Origin of the sequence: Parabacteroides chongii (genome assembly GCF_029581355.1) — a bacterium.
Lineage (GTDB): Bacteria > Bacteroidota > Bacteroidia > Bacteroidales > Tannerellaceae > Parabacteroides > Parabacteroides chongii.
In genome coordinates, this window is the sequence record NZ_CP120849.1 from 412,653 (window position 1) to 431,047 (window position 18,395).

Sequence of the window (18,395 nt, forward strand, 5' to 3'; positions counted from 1 at the left end):
AAAAGTATGCTACCCGATTAAATTAGTGTTTTTTATATAACGGGATTTATGCGCATTTATTATTCGCCACGGCTATAATTAGGCGCTTCCTGTGTAATTGCAACGTCATGCGGATGGCTTTCCTGTACACCGGCATTGGTGATACGGGTAAACTTAGCCTTGTGCAGTTCTTCAATATTATGGGCTCCGCAATATCCCATACCGGCACGCAGACCGCCGACCATCTGATAGATGACTTCAAACAGAGAACCTTTATAAGGTACGCGGGCAGCAATACCTTCCGGAACCAGCTTCTTCACATCGTCTTCCACATCCTGGAAATAACGGTCTTTCGATCCTTTCTGCATAGCTTCCAGCGATCCCATACCACGATAGGATTTAAACTTACGTCCGTTGAAAATAATTGTTTCACCCGGTGATTCCTCAACTCCCGCCAACAACGATCCCATCATCACAGATGATCCGCCGGCAGCAATGGCTTTCACGATATCGCCTGAATAGCGGAGTCCGCCATCGGCAATCAAAGGAATGCCTGTACCGTTGAGTGCTTTTGCCACATCATAGATCGCAGACAACTGCGGCACACCGACTCCGGCAATCACACGGGTCGTACAAATAGATCCCGGACCGATACCTACTTTAACAGCATCTGCTCCGGCATCTGCCAGGTATCTGGCTGCATCGCCCGTCGCGATATTACCTACCACGCAGTCGATACCCGGATACTGGGCTTTGATCTGTTTCAGCACATCGACCACTCCTTTCGAATGCCCGTGAGCCGTATCGATAACCAGCGCATCTGCTCCGGCTTCCACCAGGGCAGCAACACGTTCGAACGTGTTGAATGTCACACCGACACCGGCAGCTACGCGCAAACGTCCTTTAGAGTCTTTGCAGGCAGACGGTTTATCTTTCGCTTTCGTAATATCTTTATAGGTTACCAGCCCAATCAGTTTATTATGGCTGTCCACCACCGGCAGTTTTTCGATCTTGTGTTCCTGAAGTATCTGGGCAGCAGCTTCCAGGTCAGTCGACTGATCCGTCACCACCAGATTTTCTTTCGTCATCACCTCATCGATCGAACGGTTCATGTCTCTTTCAAAACGAAGGTCGCGGTTGGTCACAATACCCACCAGATAACCGCCTTCGTCCACCACAGGTATGCCGCCGATCTTATATTCCGCCATCATAGCCAATGCATCGGCTACACGTTTCCCTTTCGTGATGGTTACGGGATCATAGATCATCCCGTTTTCAGCACGCTTAACGCTCTGAACCTGCTTTGCCTGTTCAGCAATCGTCATGTTCTTGTGAATAACACCGATTCCTCCTTCGCGGGCAATAGCGATAGCCATCTTTGCCTCGGTAACCGTATCCATGGCCGCCGATACCATCGGGATATTCAACGTAATGTTTCGTGAAAACTTTGTCGTGAGGTCGACATTTCGGGGAAGAACTTCTGAGTAAGCAGGGATCAACAATACATCATCGAATGTTAATCCGTCCATAACTAACCTGTCTGCAATAAATGACATAAAACGTATGCTTTAAAAATTATTGCGCGCAAATATACGATTTTTCCGGGAACTATGCAATGTTTGAAAAATTCCTTTCGAAAGAAATATAATTTTCATCCGAATGAAACTGAATTTTCTCCCGGATGGAAACTAAAAAGGTCCCTTCCTGCAGTTCAGTTTGCGGGAAAGAACCTTTTTAATTCCTGTTTAAGAAGGACCGTGTATTAATTGGCCATCTCTGAAAGGAACTTAATGCGTACCAGACGAATTTCTTCTTCCGTATAATCACCGCCCAATTCTTCGATCGCATCTTCCAGATCGTCCGTTTCAGAATCCTTGAAATATTCATAGATATCCTCCACATGATCTTCGTCCATCACATCATTGACAAAGTAATCGATATTGATGCGTGTTCCGGAATAAACGATCGCTTCGATCTCATCCAACAATTCGTTAAATTCAAGACCATTCGTCAAGGCGATCTCATCCAAAGCCACCTTACGGTCGATCCGCTGGATAATGGAAACTTTCAGTTTCGATTTGTTGGCAACCGTACGTACACGCAAATCTTCCGGACGTTCGATCTCGTTTTCTTCGACGTGTTTTTTGATCAGCGTAATAAATTCCTGCCCGTAGCGTTTTGCCTTGCCGGCCCCGACACCGGGGATATTCTGCAATTCATCCAACGTCACCGGATAAGTGGTAGCCATTGCTTCCAATGACGGGTCCTGGAAAATCACAAAAGGAGGAACTTCCAGACGTTTGGACAATTTCTTACGCAAATCTTTCATCATAGAATAAAGAACCGGGTCTACAGCACAAGTAGCACCACCGCGTACCGGCACTTCTTCTTCCTCTTCTTCAAACTCGTTATCCTTCGTTATTTTGAAAGACACCGGTTTCTTCATGAAGTCTTTCCCTTTCGGCGAAATCTTCAGCAGACCATAATTTTCGATATCTTTTGTCAGATACCCGGCGATCAGTGCCTGACGGATCACTGCATTCCAGGTCTTGTCATCTTCGTCCGTTCCGGAACCGAAGATTTCCATTTCATTGTGTTTGTAAGATTGAATTTCGGAGGTCTCGTTTCCGACCAACATATTGACAATATAGTCTGCCTTAAATTTTTCCTTTAACGTACTTATCACTTCAAGTACTGCACTCAATAATTCTTTCGCTTCCACTTGCTTTTTGGGGTTCAAACAATTATCACAACTTCCACAATTATCTTCCAGGTACTCTTCACCAAAATAATGCAACAGAACTTTACGGCGGCACACGGAAGTCTCGGCATAAGCGGCTGTTTCAAGCAACAACTGTTTGCCGATCTCCTGCTCCGCTACAGGTTTTCCCTGCATAAACTTTTCCAGCTTCTGCAAATCCTTGTAAGCATAAAAGGCAATGCACTGGCCTTCGCCGCCATCACGGCCGGCACGGCCTGTCTCCTGGTAATAACCTTCGAGACTTTTCGGTATATCGTAATGAATGACATAACGCACGTCCGGCTTATCGATACCCATACCGAAAGCGATAGTAGCCACAATGACATCTGCCGTTTCCAGCAGGAACGCATCCTGATTGGCTGAACGCTGCGCCGAATCCATTCCGGCATGATAGGCAAGGGCTTTGATCCCGTTTGCTTTCAGAATATCGGCAAACTCTTCCACCTTCTTGCGACTCAAACAATAAACAATACCCGATTTACCTTCGTTGGCCTTAATATATTTAATGATCTCGCGGTCTATATTTTCATCCTTCGGACGAACTTCGTAATATAAATTAGAACGGTTAAAGGAGGATTTGAAAACTGAAGCATCTATCATGCCCAGGTTTTTCTGGATATCATGCTGCACTTTCGGAGTGGCAGTGGCTGTCAATGCGATCAACGGACGTTTCCCTATTTCATTGATGATGGGGCGTATCCGACGATACTCCGGACGAAAATCATGTCCCCACTCAGAAATACAATGCGCTTCGTCGACAGCATAGAACGAGATATTCACATTTTTCAGAAATTCCACGTTTTCCTCTTTGGTCAGCGACTCCGGGGCAACATACAATAATTTTGTACGACCGGCCATTATATCAGCCTTCACCTGGTCGATGGCAGACTTATTCAGCGACGAATTGATAAAATGGGCTACCCCATCTTCTTCACTGAAATTACGCATGGCATCTACCTGATTCTTCATCAGAGCAATCAGGGGGGAAATTACGATCGCCGTACCTTCCATCATAATAGAAGGCAACTGGTAACAGAGAGACTTACCTCCGCCGGTGGGCATCAACACAAAGGTATCATTCCCGGCCAGCACATTTTCAATGATTGCTTTCTGATTCCCTTTAAAGGTATCAAAACCAAAATGAGTCTTTAAATGCTCAGTTATACTATCCTTCTTCGCCATACTTATTATATTTTACAAACCGCAGGCATTACGCTATCTGCAAACGGTTTACATCTGATTTTTCAAACTTCTCCTTCGCATACTCCAAAGTAACATGGAGTTTCTTTTTCTTTTCTGACGGCATGCAGAACATAGCATCCATCATGATAGCCTCGACGATTGAACGAAGACCACGGGCTCCCAGCTTAAATTCCAAAGCTTTGTCTACAATGTATTCGTAAACATCTTCATCAAACGTCAGTTTAATGGCGTCCATCTCGAACAGTTTGACATACTGTTTGATGATCGAATTCTTCGGTTCTGTCAGGATGCTGCGAAGCGTGCTCCGGTCAAGCGGGTTCAAATAAGTCAGAATAGGCAGACGGCCGATGATCTCCGGAATCAATCCGAACGACTTCAGGTCTGTCGGCGTAATGTATTTCAGGAAATTATTCCTGTCGACCTGGGCAGTTTCCTTGCTGGCAGAATATCCGACGACACGGGTGTTCAGACGTTGAGCAATCTTCTTTTCGATTCCGTCAAAGGCTCCCCCGCAGACAAACAGGATATTTTTTGTATCCACCGCAATCATTTTCTGTTCAGGATGCTTTCTTCCGCCCTGGGGAGGTACGTTTACGATCGAACCTTCCAACAGCTTCAACAAGCCCTGCTGTACACCTTCACCACTGACATCGCGGGTTATAGAAGGATTGTCACTTTTACGTGCTATCTTATCTATCTCGTCAATAAATACAATTCCCCGCTGTGCCGCATCCACATCATAATCGGCAGCCTGCAACAGACGGGTCAGAATACTTTCAATATCTTCTCCTACATAACCGGCTTCAGTCAGCACCGTAGCGTCTACAATAGCAAACGGCACATGCAGTAATTTCGCGATCGTACGCGCCAGCAAAGTTTTACCCGTACCGGTTGCGCCAACCATAATAATATTAGATTTCTCGATCTCCACATCATCCGAGGTGACTTTCTGAAGTAACCGCTTGTAATGGTTATACACCGAAACAGAAAGGTAGCGCTTGGCGTCATCCTGTCCGATCACATATTGGTCCAGAAAGTTTTTTATATCCTCCGGCTTCGGCAGTTCTGCCCGGTCAAGACCCAAAGAGCTTTTCCTGGCAGGCTGTTGTTCTTTTACAATTTCATACGCTTGCTGTGCACACTCGTCACATATAGCACCGGATATCCCATTTATCAACATATTAACGTCCCGGCTGCTCCTCCCACAAAACGTACAAACGTCGCCTGTTTTGGCCATAGATTTTTGTTTATTTAATTGTCAAAAAAGACAAGGCACAAAAAGCCTTGTCTCTATGTTTGTTATTTATTATTACGAACCAGGATCTCATCGACCATACCGTAAGCTTTCGCTTCTTCGGCGGTCATCCAGTAGTCGCGGTCACTGTCGCGTTCTACTTCTTCATAAGGTTTTCCTGAATGAGTTGAAATAATAGTGTACAGTTCCTTTTTCACCTTCAGGATCTCGCGAGCTGTGATCTCGATATCCGAAGCCTGTCCTTGTACACCGCCCAGAGGTTGGTGGATCATAACGCGTGAATGAGGCAACGCCATACGTTTGCCTTTTGTTCCGGCTACCAGCAACACGGCAGCAAAAGAAGCCGCCATACCTGTACAGATAGTAGAAACGTCACAACCGATAAACTGCATGGTATCGTAAATACCATAGCCAGCATATACGGAACCACCGGGGGAGTTAATATAAATGGATATATCCTTGCCGGGGTCGCTTGAATCCAGATATAATAATTGCGCCTGAATCACATTGGCCGAATAATCGTCGACCTGTGTTCCCAGGAAGATAATACGGTCCATCATCAAACGGGAAAACACGTCCATCTGCGCAACATTCAGCTGACGTTCTTCAATAATTGTCGGAGAAATATAACTGCTGGTGATATTCATATAACCATCCAGCGCATTACTGTTCATCCTCAAATGTTTTGTTGCATACTTTCTAAAATCGTCCATAGTTTACTGTTTATTGTATAACCGCAAGTCACACAAAAAGGGATTTCCCTCTGACTTATCGGAATAACAAAGTTATAAATAAATTTCTGAAAGAAACAATTTATTTGCTATCCGGTAAGATATTTTTTAGAGAGAAACCCCTTTTTCTTGCTGAAACCATAATAAACACTACAGTTTCTGAAGAATAATATTATTCAAAGAGTTTGTTGAACTCTTCTGCTGAAACTTCTTTTACTTCCAGTTCAACCTGTTCTTTCAACCAGCCAGCCAGTTTTTCTTCTACTGCACGGTCGATAACATTCTGCAAAGTCTGCTTGTTCTTCAGCATGTCTTTTGCATAGTTAGCCAATACTTCTTCAGGAACAGAAAGCATACCGTACTGTGCAAACTGAGCTTTAGCCACACGTTTTGCGAAGTTTTCGATATCTGCATCTTCTACCTTCAGGTTATTGTTCTTCACCAGATTTTCTTTGATCAGCTGATATTTCAAGTCTTCGATGATCTGAGGATAATCTTCGTCCAGTTTTTCCGGTGTATTCTTTTCGTTTGCTGTCAACAACCAACGTTTCAGCAGTTCGTCAGCAAATTTCAGTTCGCCGGCTTTCTGTACCAATACGTCTCGGGCATCCAACAGGAACTTATAGTCGCTCTGAGGAGTGAACTGTTCAGCCAATGCTTCTTTGATCTTGTTCTTAAATTCTTCTTCGCTGGTAACAACACCTTCGCCGAATACTTTGTCGAACAATTCCTGGTTCAGTTCTGCATTTTTGTGACGGGTAATTTCTTTGATTTCAAAGCTGAAGTCACCAGTGATACCGGCAACGGCTTCTTTTTCAACTTTCAGCAAAGAAGCGATTTCTGCTTCTGCACCTTCATAAGCCTTGTTCGGGTTGAACACGATTACAGAATTAACCTTTGCGCCGATAAATTTAGCCTTTTCAGCTTCATCTTTTATATAGGAAGACATCAGGACTGCATCTTCAACAACGATACCGCCTTCTTTCGGCGAACCGTTTTCCAATTCAGCGATAGTACCTTTTACCAGGTCTTTTTCTTCTACTTCTTCAACGCTGTCATAAGAACCGAAGTTTGCAGTATAAGCTTCTACCTGCTGGTTCATCATTTCTTCATCGATAGCCACCTGATAGAAAGGCAGTTTATCGTTTTTGCTCAGTTCGATTTTGATTTCCGGAGCCAAAGCTACATCAAAACAAAATTCGAAATCTTCCTGTGTATCGAAATTAATTGACTGTTGTTCTGTTTCATTAGGCATCGGTTCACCTAAAATGTTCAATTTGTTATCACGGATATAGTTGAACAGATTTTCAGAAACCAACTTGTTAACTTCTTCAACCAGCACGTGCTTTCCATACATTTTTTTCACCATACCCATCGGTACCATACCCTTACGGAAACCTGGTACATTTGCTTTCTGACGGAAGTTGCGCAGGCTCTTTTCAACCTGTTCAGCGTAGTCAGCCTTCACTATTTCTAATTTCACAATACCGCTAACGGCATCAATGTTCTTAAGCGAAACGTTCATTCTGAATGATTTATTTAATTAATAGTCGTATCGAATTTTAGGCTGCAAAATTAGAGTTATTCTTTTAATCTCGCAAATTGTTTACCTAATTTGTTCTAAGTAAGACAAATTTAGACACATATTATTTTTTTCTACCCAAAATCTTGTTTATCTAAAATAAATGTATTCCTTTGTAATGTGAAAGGGGATTTACCTTGAACGTAAATAACATTGTTTTTATTTCTTCATTTACTTGTTACGTGTCGATTTATCTACTTCTGTTACGAAATTCCGGTTTACTACTTTCATCAGTAACAATTTTATTTTTTAATTATTTCTATTTTTATGAACATTTACATTGGTAACCTGAACTATCGTGTTCGGGAAGAAGATCTGAAACAAGTAATGGAAGAATACGGAGTGGTAGATTCTGTAAAGATCATCATAGACCGTGAAACAGGTAAATCTAAAGGCTTTGCATTCGTAGAAATGCCTGATGACGCAGCAGCAAAAAAAGCTATTGCCGAATTGAACGAAGCTGAATTCGAAGGTCGTCAGATGGTTGTGAAAGAAGCCAGACCTAAAATGTAATTCACTCTTCCTCGAAAAAATAAAAAACTTCTGCCTATATTTGGGCAGAAGTTTTTTTATGTCCCTACTTTATATTTAATAATATGATGCTAAAAGGTATATACGCCGGCAAACCGGCACTGTTCCAGTTATTGCTCCTGTTAGTTTCTCTTTTACTCGGAGCCATTTTTTCTTCCCTGATCGGAACGGGGATATTTTTTATGTTGCATGGTACAGCCGGTAATATAATGCATTATCCCGGGATGATGCGGATGATGCAACTGATCTCCGCTATCGGGACATTCCTCTTCCCGGCACTGGCGGTAGCATGGCTATGCAGTCCGGATCCGGAGGCTTACCTTTGCATAAAGCGGAAAACGGATACAAAGATTCTGTTGCTCGTACTGGCCAGCATGATCCTGATGTCGCCGACCATCACTCTGACTGCATTACTGAACAAGCAAATGGTATTACCCTCGTTCATGGCCCCTGTCGAAGCCTGGATGCAGACCCAGGAAGCGCTTGCCGAACAGCTGACCAATACGCTTTTAGCCGGTGATGGTCTCCTGACGTTTTTATCCAATCTGGTAGTCATGGCTTTAATGGCTGGTATCACCGAAGAGTTTTTATTCCGGGGAGCATTACAGCGCATTATCGGTCAATGGACTGCCAATCACCATATTGTCATCTGGTCGGCCGCCATATTATTCAGTGCTTTCCATCTGCAATTTTATGGATTCCTTCCACGCATGTTATTAGGAGCTTATTTTGGTTATCTGTTATATTGGAGCAGGAACATTTGGATCCCTGTGTTTGCCCATTTCGCAAATAATGCATTTGCTGTGATCGGCATGTCTGATAACCGGTTGAAAGAGAATGAATTTATCACCGGAGATATATCCAACGCCAACCTGCTGCCTTATTCAGCACTGGCTGTCATCACATTATTATTATTTATCGTATGCGTACAACGGATCAGGAAAACCATCCAATAATCCCCTCATCCATTGGCTAATTAGCAAATTGGCATATTATTACAAATCTTTCTTCCGTAACACAAAGTCTTTACCCAAATACTTTTCACGGACGATTTCATTCTCTGCCAGCTGCTCTGCCGTTCCCTGGAAAAGGACTTTACCCTCGAACAACAAATAGGCACGGTCACAGATACTCAATGTCTCGTACACATTATGGTCAGTAATCAGGATACCGATATTTTTATGTTTTAATTTAGCAACGATGGTCTGGATATCCTGCACGGCAATCGGGTCGACACCGGCAAACGGCTCATCCAGCATGATGAATTTAGGGTCGATCGCCAAACAGCGGGCAATCTCGGCACGACGGCGTTCACCACCCGATAACTGGTCACCGAGGTTCTTCCGGACCTTGTTCAAACCAAACTCAGCGATCAGGCTTTCCAGCTTCTCCTTTTGATATTCTGCAGTCGTCTCCGTCATTTCCAGCACGGAACGGATATTATCTTCCACTGTCATCTTACGGAAAATAGAAGCTTCCTGTGCCAAATAACCAATCCCGTTACGGGCACGTTTATAAACGGGGAACTTCGTGATTTCCATATCATTCAGGAATATCTTCCCCTCATTAGGAGTAACCAGCCCCACAGTCATATAGAATGTAGTCGTCTTTCCCGCCCCATTCGGACCGAGCAATCCAACAATCTCCCCTTGTTTCACATTAATGGAAACATGGTTCACTACCGTACGTGTTCTATATTTCTTCACCAGGTCCTCCGTCCGGAGTACCATCTGTTGTTCGTCTGCCATATCCTACTAATTTACGGGTACAAAGAAACGCAATTAATTAGTTTTCCACAAGACTATTATCATTTCTTACAATTCCATCACCACCAAGACTGGATTATCATCCTCTTCCACTCCCTCGACGCCACCTTCTACAGCCGTTGCTGCATCGATAAATGAAGCGACTATATTGCCATTGACATACAAAAGCCTTGTATTAAGCAATACTTTTTTTCCAGATGGCAGACAAAGAGGAAAACCCCATTCTCCGTTTTCACATGACAAACGTGATATTATTTTATTATCCCGTCCATTCCATATCTCGTCATAATACTGATTCTCAAACAGGTAAGTTATCAAATAGTAATCAGATACAGTAGACAGCCACATCGAACGAATATAAGGGGTAGAAATTATATCCATAGGTTTCTTTGCTTCCTCTTCCGGAAGAGCATATTTTCCTTTCTTTAAAACACAAACGGGCAGTGCTCCTTTTGCCGTTACTGCAAAAACAGTATCTTCATTGGCAAAATTTGCAATAAACATATCCCGGTTTTTACTATAATTTAATTGCCATATCATACAAAAACGTTCCATTTCCGTAAGAGTAGTATCCATAGGGAACAAATTCTTCCGGATGTTCAGGTCTTTATCAGTTACACAGAGTTTATAACCACCAGCATCCAGCCCTTTTGCTACAGCAAAATTATCTGATATCAAATGAACTGTATTCAACCCTTTCTCTTTTAAAAAAGTTTCTTTTATGAAATTACCCATCAAATCATAAATAATATATTTCCCGCTCTTTTGATCAAAGACACTGATAGTCGAGTCTTTCGGATTCATAGATACATACGTGAGCCATGCATACTCACCCGGACCTTGCCCTTTCCTCGAAAACGAATGAATAATCTTTCCAGTTTTATCTGAATAAAAGACAGAACTCGTTTTTGGGTCTATCATACAGTAAAAATCGTTATCAATATGCACTAGTTGGGCCGCCCCAAACAGGGCATCCGATGATGTAGATAAAGGGACATAGTCAATCTTTTTAGCTACGCCATTCCATGTAAACGTATCGGGGATCTGTCTGCCGATAACAGCTTCCATATCAAAAACAGGAAGAGAATCTTTTCTATCGTCCGAACCTTTTTTACATCCGACAATAACAAACAAGATAATCAGTAAGAAAGCCAAACTACTTCTTTTCATAACTACTTCTTTTATCCTAATTAACCCAAAAACATTTTCTTCAGCACGTACATGATCAAAAACAGAGCATAGAACATAGGATTAAAGGTACTCCAACTTCCCATTCCGCCTACAGAAAACAAATTATATAAAGCCGTTAACGAACCGGACGAAATGAGTGTAGCTTTACGTTTGATAATATCCTCATATTTAACCCATTGCCCTCCTGAATAACCCATACTTCCTTCCGGTACATAAATTGTCTCCAAAGAGAAACACGCGCCAAATACATTCTCTTCAAAACCATCCGGCGCTTTCGATGGCAAAAAAGTAACATCTGTCAGTTTAGAACAACTATGGAACGCTTCTTTCCCTATCATCCTTACAGATGACGGTATGATAACAGATGCCAGGGAAGTTTGAGAAAAAGCGGCCCGCTCTATGTTTGTAACAGAAGCAGGAATAGTTACCGACTGAAGAGCCGAGTGAGAAAAGGAACCGGCTCCGATCGTTTTCACCGAAAAAGGAATTTCTACCGACTTCAAAGCTGTCCCGTAAAATCCGGCAGCCCCAATCTTCTCCAATTCCGATTTTCCGACAAACGTAACAGAAGATAACTTTTTACAATCCGTAAAGGCAGCACCTTCAATATTCGTCACTGAAGAAGGAACCTCTACCCACTCCAAAGGAGTTTTTGCGAAAGCTCCCACCCCAATCGTAGTCACTGAAGGCGGTATAGAAAAAGAAGTCAGAGCCGTCCTTGAAAAAGCCTGTTCACCAATTGTCTTCAGGTTCGAACCTCCAAAAGTGACCAACGACAGTCTTCTGCAGAGCCTAAAAGCCCCCTCACCGATAGCCGTCACAGAAGAAGGAATATTTACAGAAGTAATGGATGTTCTGGAGAAGGCGCCTGCCCCGATCTTTTCCAGCCTGATATTTTCGTGAAAAGCAACAGAAGTCAGCCTTCTGCATCCCTCAAAGGCAGCTTTCCCTATAGTCGTCACCGATATCGGGATAACAACCTCTTTGAGATCTGTTTCGTAGAAAGCCCATTCTCCGACCGTCTTCAAACGCGGCTTAGATGCAAATTTCACCGACGACAAATTCGGACACTCCCTAAAAGCAGCTTTTCCAATCCTTTCCACGGAAGCCGGAACACTGATAGAAGTCAAGTCTGTCTGATAGAAAGCATATCCTCCGATAAACTTCAAATTGGAATCCTCAGCAAATGTGATGGATGACAAATTCGTACATTCAAAAAAGGCTCCTGTCCCGATCGAAGTCACAGACGATGGAATTGTTACGGATTTCACATGCCTCATATCCTTAAACACTTGATTCGGAACAATAGGAACTCCCTCATCTATCACTATCTTAGTAACAGAACTCTTATCATGGATACCGGCCTTTTTCCAGTCGTCAAAACCTCCATACATCAAAATGGTCAGCGTACCATCTTTCAGTTCATAACCAAAATCTTCAGCCGATAATTTCCCGACCGAGAGTAATAGCAGACTCAATACCAACAGACCTTTGTTTATTTTCATGATACTCATTTTACAGGTTAACAATTTATTTAATGGCACAGATGATCAAACTTATTTTCATCAAGCACCTTGTTTACGAGCATATTCAATGATTAACTCATCAATTAAATAGTTATCGCCAAGACAATGAATATCACCTATTTTTTGACGTAAAACCTTATACAAATCAGATTGATAAAAAAGACGTAAGCCACGGCGACTGTCAATCTCCAGCCGTTTCGAGAATCCCATAATAATACGAGCATACTTCATTTGAAGCAATATTTCATTTGCCTGAGACATACAGACCTCCTTTCTCACTTAAATTTACAAATTCAACAAATTTGAGATTATTATCTATCATCTCTTGATTAATCAAGCACAACTGCCTGTTCGGATATTCAAAACTCAAACGTTTTAAGGCTTCTTCTTTTCCTATAAGGTTTGAAAAATATAATTCAACGGTATTGAACACACGGTCATTCGCTATACCACCTTCTACGACATCATAATCTCTCCACACAGGTATACCCCGACGACAAGAGATTACAAAATCCAACCAATCATCATTATAACTATCGAAAGTCAGCACCTGATAGTTATTACGTACCAATTCCATATCCATCTCATACACATTAAGATAAGGAACCATCTTGGTAATAGCTGCGATCCTCAAAGCCCAATTAACAGCCTGTTCTTTCAAGTCAGTCACATAAAAGCCCTTGCCAAAATCCAGATTATCCCGACAAACACTAGCTAAAGGAAGATCCACACAGAACGTAGAACCATGATACACTTTCATACAACCGTCCCTCCTTTCTCCCGATTATTCAAAGCTGTAATGACATCTTCTACAATATGCAGTTTGCTTTGAGTATGAAGCGCATCATAACAATCAAAAATCAATTCATCGATAAGTCCCTGCTTACTGAGTCTTTCATATATATCTTCCGGCAATTCATTCAATTGAGCCGCCACATTTTCAATACAAAACACGGCAAATTCCATTTTCTTTTCTTCCAGCGTCATGTCTTTTACCTTTTGAGATGATAAGGACAAATATAATGAAAAGAATCATATCCAATAATAATCTTACCGTTTTTTCCAGCAATAGCCCCCCTGAAAACAAATGTAACATTATCGGAGAAAGTGATTCATCATACATGCTACTTATTACTTGAATTTGATTATCCTGACCACCGGATTATCATCCTCGACAAGATTTTTTGCTATCTTCATGCCATTTCCAGCCAGGCGTTTTCCGTTATAAGCACTTATCACAGATGATGCCTGAATAAATTCGGCAACCATATTCCTGCCGATGGCAGGCGATGCTTCCGGTGACCATCTTCCCTGGCTCCAGGCTCTCGTGTCATATTCTGCATCCAAAATCGGGACTTTCATTATCTCGCTGGTTTTAAAGTCATACATGAACGTTGGAATCGGCCCTCCTTTTAACGATTCAAAATCCAAAATAAGCGTACCTATCAACATAAATTTATCAGTTGTTACAAATGGTATCCATATATTACGAGGTTCAGAAACATGAACTGAAGGCTTGCGGGTCAGTAGGGGAATTAGCCCCTTGTCCGGAGATAGCTGAAACAGCGTATCAGATGATATATCAGCAATCATTAAATCCGGACCATAATGTATATTTTGAGGATAACTAATTACAAAAGGTCTCCACATATTACCATCTAATTTTTGAGCTATTTTATTTGAATATCTTTTAGTAAAATGAATATCTAGTACAGAAATCAAACTTCCGTCTTTTTTTGAGACAAGACGGTAAGGTGCTTCTTTTGTTTTATTTTCACGACCTGGTTCTATTATCACACCTTCATAAATAAGTAAAGATTCATCATCAAAGTTGAAAATACTCATTTCATTATCAAATGTATTTATTTTCAATGTTCGTTTGTATTCTCCCTTCAGCGAATAAACCTGAATATATTGGGAACACACATAGATTTCCTCTTTTTTCACATCCAAAATAGTACCTACATTAATCCATGTATATTCCTGCCCACTTTGCCCTTTATGATTAAAATGAGAATAGAGTTTTCCTGTTTTACGATCGAAAACAAATATATCTCCCCTCCGAGCTTCATGTACAAGAATATATTTATCTGTAACAGCAGAAAGTGCAGCCATTTCGCCCAATAAAATATCATCCGTTGTCTCCAACGGCACATATTCGATATCAGCCATATCCTGAAGACGTAATTTCTTTTGGGGATAGTCTTTTGAAAAATCGAACACCGGCAAATCCCCAGTCTTTGATTGCGGACTTACAATTTGACTGCTCACTAAGAAAAGTATGAGCAATAAGATTACGTTTTTCTTCTTCATGGCATTTTATTTCATAAGGTTAATATTATACTAGCCACTCAAATATCTCGAAAGATACACATTATTCCGAATATTTCGTAAATTAAAGAATAAAAATTACTTAATCACTCCACTTTCTCCATAACCAGTAAACGAAAGGCAACAAAAGCAAAACCAGCATCCATTTACCAGTATACCTCGATTCATGTTTTGTAATCGTTTTCTCTGTTGACACACCGGTATTCATGACTTGCTTCCGGAATTACGTGTAACACAGCCGGATAATCCTGCCATTGCCAAAAACAAATAAAGAACGGTTCTCATTTGATTATCACTTGACGACGGTTCTTTCTCTTTAACTTCAAAGATAAATGAATAAACCCACGGCGACAGTACCTGGTCAAAGTTCAATCGACTTTCTTGTAAAGCCTCCAACAGCCGACAACAATTTATATTCTTTAAAAGATACAATGAAAGCATTAACAATGCTACAAAGCTTTTATCTGAATAATATTTTGTTTCTCAGCAGGAAATACTATTTTTGCATTTACTAAGCAGCCGCTCAGTGAACGGCCGCTCAGTAAATTCCATAATAACAGAAATAACAAAGATATTCATTTCAATTTCATTTTAAGAATAATAGGATTACTTTCTTCTGTCAACTGTAAAGAAAATGGAGAATTACCTTCTTCAAAAAACATATATGAATTAATTGGCAGATATAAAAACTCACCATCACAAAAGCTATACGGTAATAAAGCTTTTAAATCTATCATACTCAAAAAAGAATCTAAGTCATTTTGATATTTATTAGTAAAACATAAATTTTTATTATCCGACATAGAATAAACTCCAACACCTTCATCTTTCCCCTTTTTCATTCTATAAACTAGATATTTATTCCCCAAAAACAATTCTTGTAATAAAGTTTTAGTATCATATATATTCAAATAATCTTTATCCAAATAATATAAATGAACAAAAGTTCTATAATCCCAAGAATTATCTCCTAAGTTAAATACATATTTAGGTAAAAAATTCGACTTTTCTTTATTAAAAATAAACAAGGTATCCATATATAGATTTTTAAACCAGAAAGAATCATCGAGCTTCCCTGTTAAAAAATCAGCAGTTTCAAGTTCTGCAATAACACCCCGATATTCAGCCTTTTCATCTTTTCCATAATTCTCATAACAATAAACAAGTTCATTACTATTCGCATCTTCCCCATATAATAGATAATCACCATTAGGATTACACAATTCTCCTTTTTGTGGTAGCAAATTCGACAATTGATAAAATAGTATATCTCCCTGATAACTTACTAGTTTTTTTAACCTACTATTTATCTCACTCTTCTCTTTTTTTAAGAACTCTCCCCCATAAGTATAATTATATATATAACCCGAACCATTAAAAGCGATTACTGATTTTTCATCATTACATATAAATGAGGTATGGCAAAATGCCTCACCTGGTCCATTTCCCACATCAAATAAAGGTTTTACATAAGTTCCATTAGAAGAAAATATATAGATAGATGGATCATTATCGCATCTAATGAACAATAAACTATCAGCTACATATAACTGAACAATATCCTTTAATAGTTTTGTATCAGAAAGAGGTATATACGTAATTTCATCTATAAATGAAGATAACTTTACCGGTTCATTTTCATATTTCACATTGGACAAGTCTATATACTCTTGTCTATTTACTACTTCCTCTTTTTGCTTTAATTCAGATTTACACCCGCACAAAAACAACAAAAGAATAAATACTATTTTTTTTCTATCCATAATAAGAGTCATTAAAAGAGTATACCAAAAACAACTTACAAACATTTTATCAAAATAAGGTATCCGAAAGATACACATTATTCCGAACATTTCGTAAATAAAAGAATAAAAATTACTTAATCACTCCACTTTCTCCATAACCAGTAAACGAAAGGCAACAAAAACAAAACCAGCATCCATTTACCAGTATACCTCGATTCATGTTTTGTAATCGTTTTCTCTGTTGACACACCGGTATTCATGACTTGCTTTTTTGTCGTAGCCAGTCCCGCAGAAAGTATTTCTGCCGAATCTGCCACATTCCATTCTTCCGTTGCATACACAACACGCTCCACATGCTGTTTCCCCGAACTATCCGGTAAAGAAAAAGAAATCTCCTTCAACCGGGAGGTTCCCCGTAACCGGGTCTGTCGATTATAATGCAAACAGGATGTATCCAACCGGGTATACGTCATTGAATCCTTATACGCAGAAAACTGTTCCTTGCTTCCGGAATTACGTGTAACACAGCCGGATAATCCTGCCATTGCCAAAAACAAATAAAGAACGGTTCTCATTTGATTATCACTTGACGACGGTTCTTTCCCTTTAACTTCAAAGACAAATGGATGAAATTACGGCGACGATTATAAATCACCTGATCGAAATTCAACCCACTTCTCTGCAAGGCATTAAACAGATAACAATTATCCAATGTATAAATATCGACAGCCTCACCGGTCAAATGTTGTGAATTTTTGACACCTCCCACCAAACGGTTCAGTTCCTCGCAACGATACCCGCTGCTAATATGCATGCCTTCAGAACAACCGGCATATCTACGGAGCGGCTCTAATAAATTTTTAACCAGATTCCGGATCGCCTTCCGTGCCTCCGGTGTCGGTGTATTTTCCAATCCCCGTTCTACAGCCACTGCACTATACATAAACTCTCCCATATAAAAATGGTCACTGATCCAATCCGGATGCTTAGTCCTCCAAGCCTGTTGTTGTGCACTCAAAGGAGACTCAAATATGAACTCTTTATCTTCCATGTTCGTTTTTTTTGATTTTATATGAATAATCTACACCAAACAACGCTCCGGCAAACGTGCTGATCTCTCCGAAAGCCACTAATACGCTATTATGAATTTCTCCGGCCGGAGCAATCCAAAAACCGGAAAAGACCAAAGTAATGCCGGCTGCACAAAGCAGCACGGCCATTACCAATTGTACATTCATCTTTTTCATTCCGAATGCTTTACTCGATTACAGGACGGTCATCCTCACCACCGGAATTATCAGCCTTTTCCACTTCCGGAACAATCAGCGAATATCCCATTGTCTTTTTTGTCTCACGCAGGTCAAATCCGGGAGTAAATACGATCTTCGGAGCACGAATCAGACTTGCAGAGAACTTCTTTTTATCTTCTATGCCCTCGCTCCCGACCGTAATACGGAAATTGCCAAATTCTCCCAACTGAACAATACGACCATCCTGCAATTCCAAATCCAGAATATAATTCAGATTATCCAGTACCGCTTTCACATCCGCACTCGATACCGTACTTCTTGCAGCAATCAACTTGCACAAACGTCTGAGGTCTGTAAACCCGGTACTTTTCGATACCGCATAATACAACTTCGGAGAATCTTTCTTTCCCGGTTCCGACGGACGCAGAACCAATTTGTAACCTTGTGCCATAATTAAAAATGTTTTTAGTGAATAATTAAGTACAGCACAAAGATATACCGGCAAAAAAAGGATAAAAAGCAACAGGAACTTACATGTATAAGA

Annotated in this window: 19 protein-coding genes; 2 read left to right on the forward strand and 17 right to left on the reverse strand. The window is 40.7% G+C overall.

The window, feature by feature from the left end; all coding sequences use genetic code 11:
- Window positions 1-59: 59 nt before the first annotated feature.
- From guaB to tig, 5 genes are all read right to left on the reverse strand, one after another.
- Entirely contained in the window at window positions 60-1,535 is a 1,476-nt protein-coding gene (guaB, locus tag P3L47_RS01960) for an IMP dehydrogenase (protein WP_122363816.1), read from the reverse strand.
- Between the two features lie 206 nt (window positions 1,536-1,741).
- The gene (recQ, locus tag P3L47_RS01965) at window positions 1,742-3,922 is read right to left on the reverse strand and encodes a DNA helicase RecQ (RefSeq protein WP_122363815.1); all 2,181 of its coding nucleotides are present in this window, start codon (window positions 3,920-3,922) and stop codon (window positions 1,742-1,744) included.
- Window positions 3,923-3,950: 28 nt separating this feature from the next.
- Window positions 3,951-5,180, reverse strand: a complete 1,230-nt coding sequence (gene clpX / locus P3L47_RS01970; protein WP_277782516.1) for an ATP-dependent Clp protease ATP-binding subunit ClpX — start codon at window positions 5,178-5,180, stop codon at window positions 3,951-3,953.
- 62 nt (window positions 5,181-5,242) lie between these two features.
- Window positions 5,243-5,911: an ATP-dependent Clp endopeptidase proteolytic subunit ClpP gene (gene clpP, locus P3L47_RS01975; protein WP_277782517.1), complete on the reverse strand. Its 669-nt coding sequence runs from the start codon at window positions 5,909-5,911 to the stop codon at window positions 5,243-5,245.
- A 190-nt stretch (window positions 5,912-6,101) separates the two neighbouring features.
- Window positions 6,102-7,454, reverse strand: coding sequence for a trigger factor (gene tig, locus P3L47_RS01980; protein ID WP_122363813.1), 1,353 nt, complete (start codon window positions 7,452-7,454; stop codon window positions 6,102-6,104).
- 324 nt (window positions 7,455-7,778) lie between these two features.
- On the opposite strand from tig, the gene P3L47_RS01985 reads away from it, so the two are divergent.
- Both P3L47_RS01985 and P3L47_RS01990 read left to right on the forward strand, forming a co-directional pair.
- On the forward strand, window positions 7,779-8,024 hold the full coding sequence (locus tag P3L47_RS01985; protein ID WP_122354268.1) for an RNA-binding regulator: 246 nt from the start codon (window positions 7,779-7,781) through the stop codon (window positions 8,022-8,024).
- 83 nt (window positions 8,025-8,107) lie between these two features.
- Window positions 8,108-8,998, forward strand: coding sequence for a CPBP family intramembrane glutamic endopeptidase (locus P3L47_RS01990; protein WP_122363812.1), 891 nt, complete (start codon window positions 8,108-8,110; stop codon window positions 8,996-8,998).
- Window positions 8,999-9,037: 39 nt separating this feature from the next.
- On the opposite strand, the gene lptB is transcribed toward P3L47_RS01990, so the two are convergent.
- The 12 genes from lptB to P3L47_RS02050 form a co-directional block, all read right to left on the reverse strand.
- Complete coding sequence (lptB, locus tag P3L47_RS01995; RefSeq protein WP_122363811.1) at window positions 9,038-9,790, reverse strand: LPS export ABC transporter ATP-binding protein; 753 nt, start codon at window positions 9,788-9,790, stop codon at window positions 9,038-9,040.
- Between the two features lie 66 nt (window positions 9,791-9,856).
- The gene (locus P3L47_RS02000) at window positions 9,857-10,978 is read right to left on the reverse strand and encodes a 6-bladed beta-propeller (RefSeq protein WP_277782518.1); all 1,122 of its coding nucleotides are present in this window, start codon (window positions 10,976-10,978) and stop codon (window positions 9,857-9,859) included.
- 20 nt (window positions 10,979-10,998) lie between these two features.
- Window positions 10,999-12,504, reverse strand: a complete 1,506-nt coding sequence (locus tag P3L47_RS02005; RefSeq protein WP_277782519.1) for a leucine-rich repeat domain-containing protein — start codon at window positions 12,502-12,504, stop codon at window positions 10,999-11,001.
- A gap of 60 nt (window positions 12,505-12,564) precedes the next feature.
- The gene (locus P3L47_RS02010; protein ID WP_277782520.1) at window positions 12,565-12,756 is read right to left on the reverse strand and encodes a DUF3791 domain-containing protein; all 192 of its coding nucleotides are present in this window, start codon (window positions 12,754-12,756) and stop codon (window positions 12,565-12,567) included.
- 13 nt (window positions 12,757-12,769) lie between these two features.
- A complete protein-coding gene (locus tag P3L47_RS02015) occupies window positions 12,770-13,285 on the reverse strand; it encodes a DUF3990 domain-containing protein (protein WP_277782521.1) in 516 nt (171 codons plus the stop codon).
- Window positions 13,282-13,512: a DUF3791 domain-containing protein gene (locus P3L47_RS02020; RefSeq protein ID WP_122363807.1), complete on the reverse strand. Its 231-nt coding sequence runs from the start codon at window positions 13,510-13,512 to the stop codon at window positions 13,282-13,284. The genes P3L47_RS02015 and P3L47_RS02020 overlap by 4 nt, the downstream gene beginning before the upstream one ends.
- 144 nt (window positions 13,513-13,656) lie before the next feature.
- Window positions 13,657-14,838 carry a 6-bladed beta-propeller gene (locus tag P3L47_RS02025; RefSeq protein ID WP_277782522.1) on the reverse strand — a complete coding sequence of 394 codons (1,182 nt, stop codon included), beginning with the start codon at window positions 14,836-14,838 and terminating at the stop codon, window positions 13,657-13,659.
- A gap of 593 nt (window positions 14,839-15,431) precedes the next feature.
- Complete coding sequence (locus tag P3L47_RS02030; protein ID WP_277782523.1) at window positions 15,432-16,619, reverse strand: 6-bladed beta-propeller; 1,188 nt, start codon at window positions 16,617-16,619, stop codon at window positions 15,432-15,434.
- Window positions 16,620-16,735: 116 nt separating this feature from the next.
- Window positions 16,736-17,176: a hypothetical protein gene (locus P3L47_RS02035; RefSeq protein WP_277782524.1), complete on the reverse strand. Its 441-nt coding sequence runs from the start codon at window positions 17,174-17,176 to the stop codon at window positions 16,736-16,738.
- Window positions 17,173-17,652, reverse strand: a complete 480-nt coding sequence (locus P3L47_RS02040) for a D-Ala-D-Ala carboxypeptidase family metallohydrolase (RefSeq protein ID WP_277782525.1) — start codon at window positions 17,650-17,652, stop codon at window positions 17,173-17,175. The genes P3L47_RS02035 and P3L47_RS02040 overlap by 4 nt, the downstream gene beginning before the upstream one ends.
- Window positions 17,642-17,848 (reverse strand): hypothetical protein, encoded by a 207-nt coding sequence (locus P3L47_RS02045; protein WP_122363803.1) that lies wholly within the window; start codon window positions 17,846-17,848, stop codon window positions 17,642-17,644. Before P3L47_RS02045 ends, P3L47_RS02040 begins: the two co-directional genes overlap by 11 nt.
- 10 nt (window positions 17,849-17,858) lie before the next feature.
- The gene (locus P3L47_RS02050; RefSeq protein WP_277782526.1) at window positions 17,859-18,302 is read right to left on the reverse strand and encodes an HU family DNA-binding protein; all 444 of its coding nucleotides are present in this window, start codon (window positions 18,300-18,302) and stop codon (window positions 17,859-17,861) included.
- Window positions 18,303-18,395 lie beyond the last annotated feature (93 nt).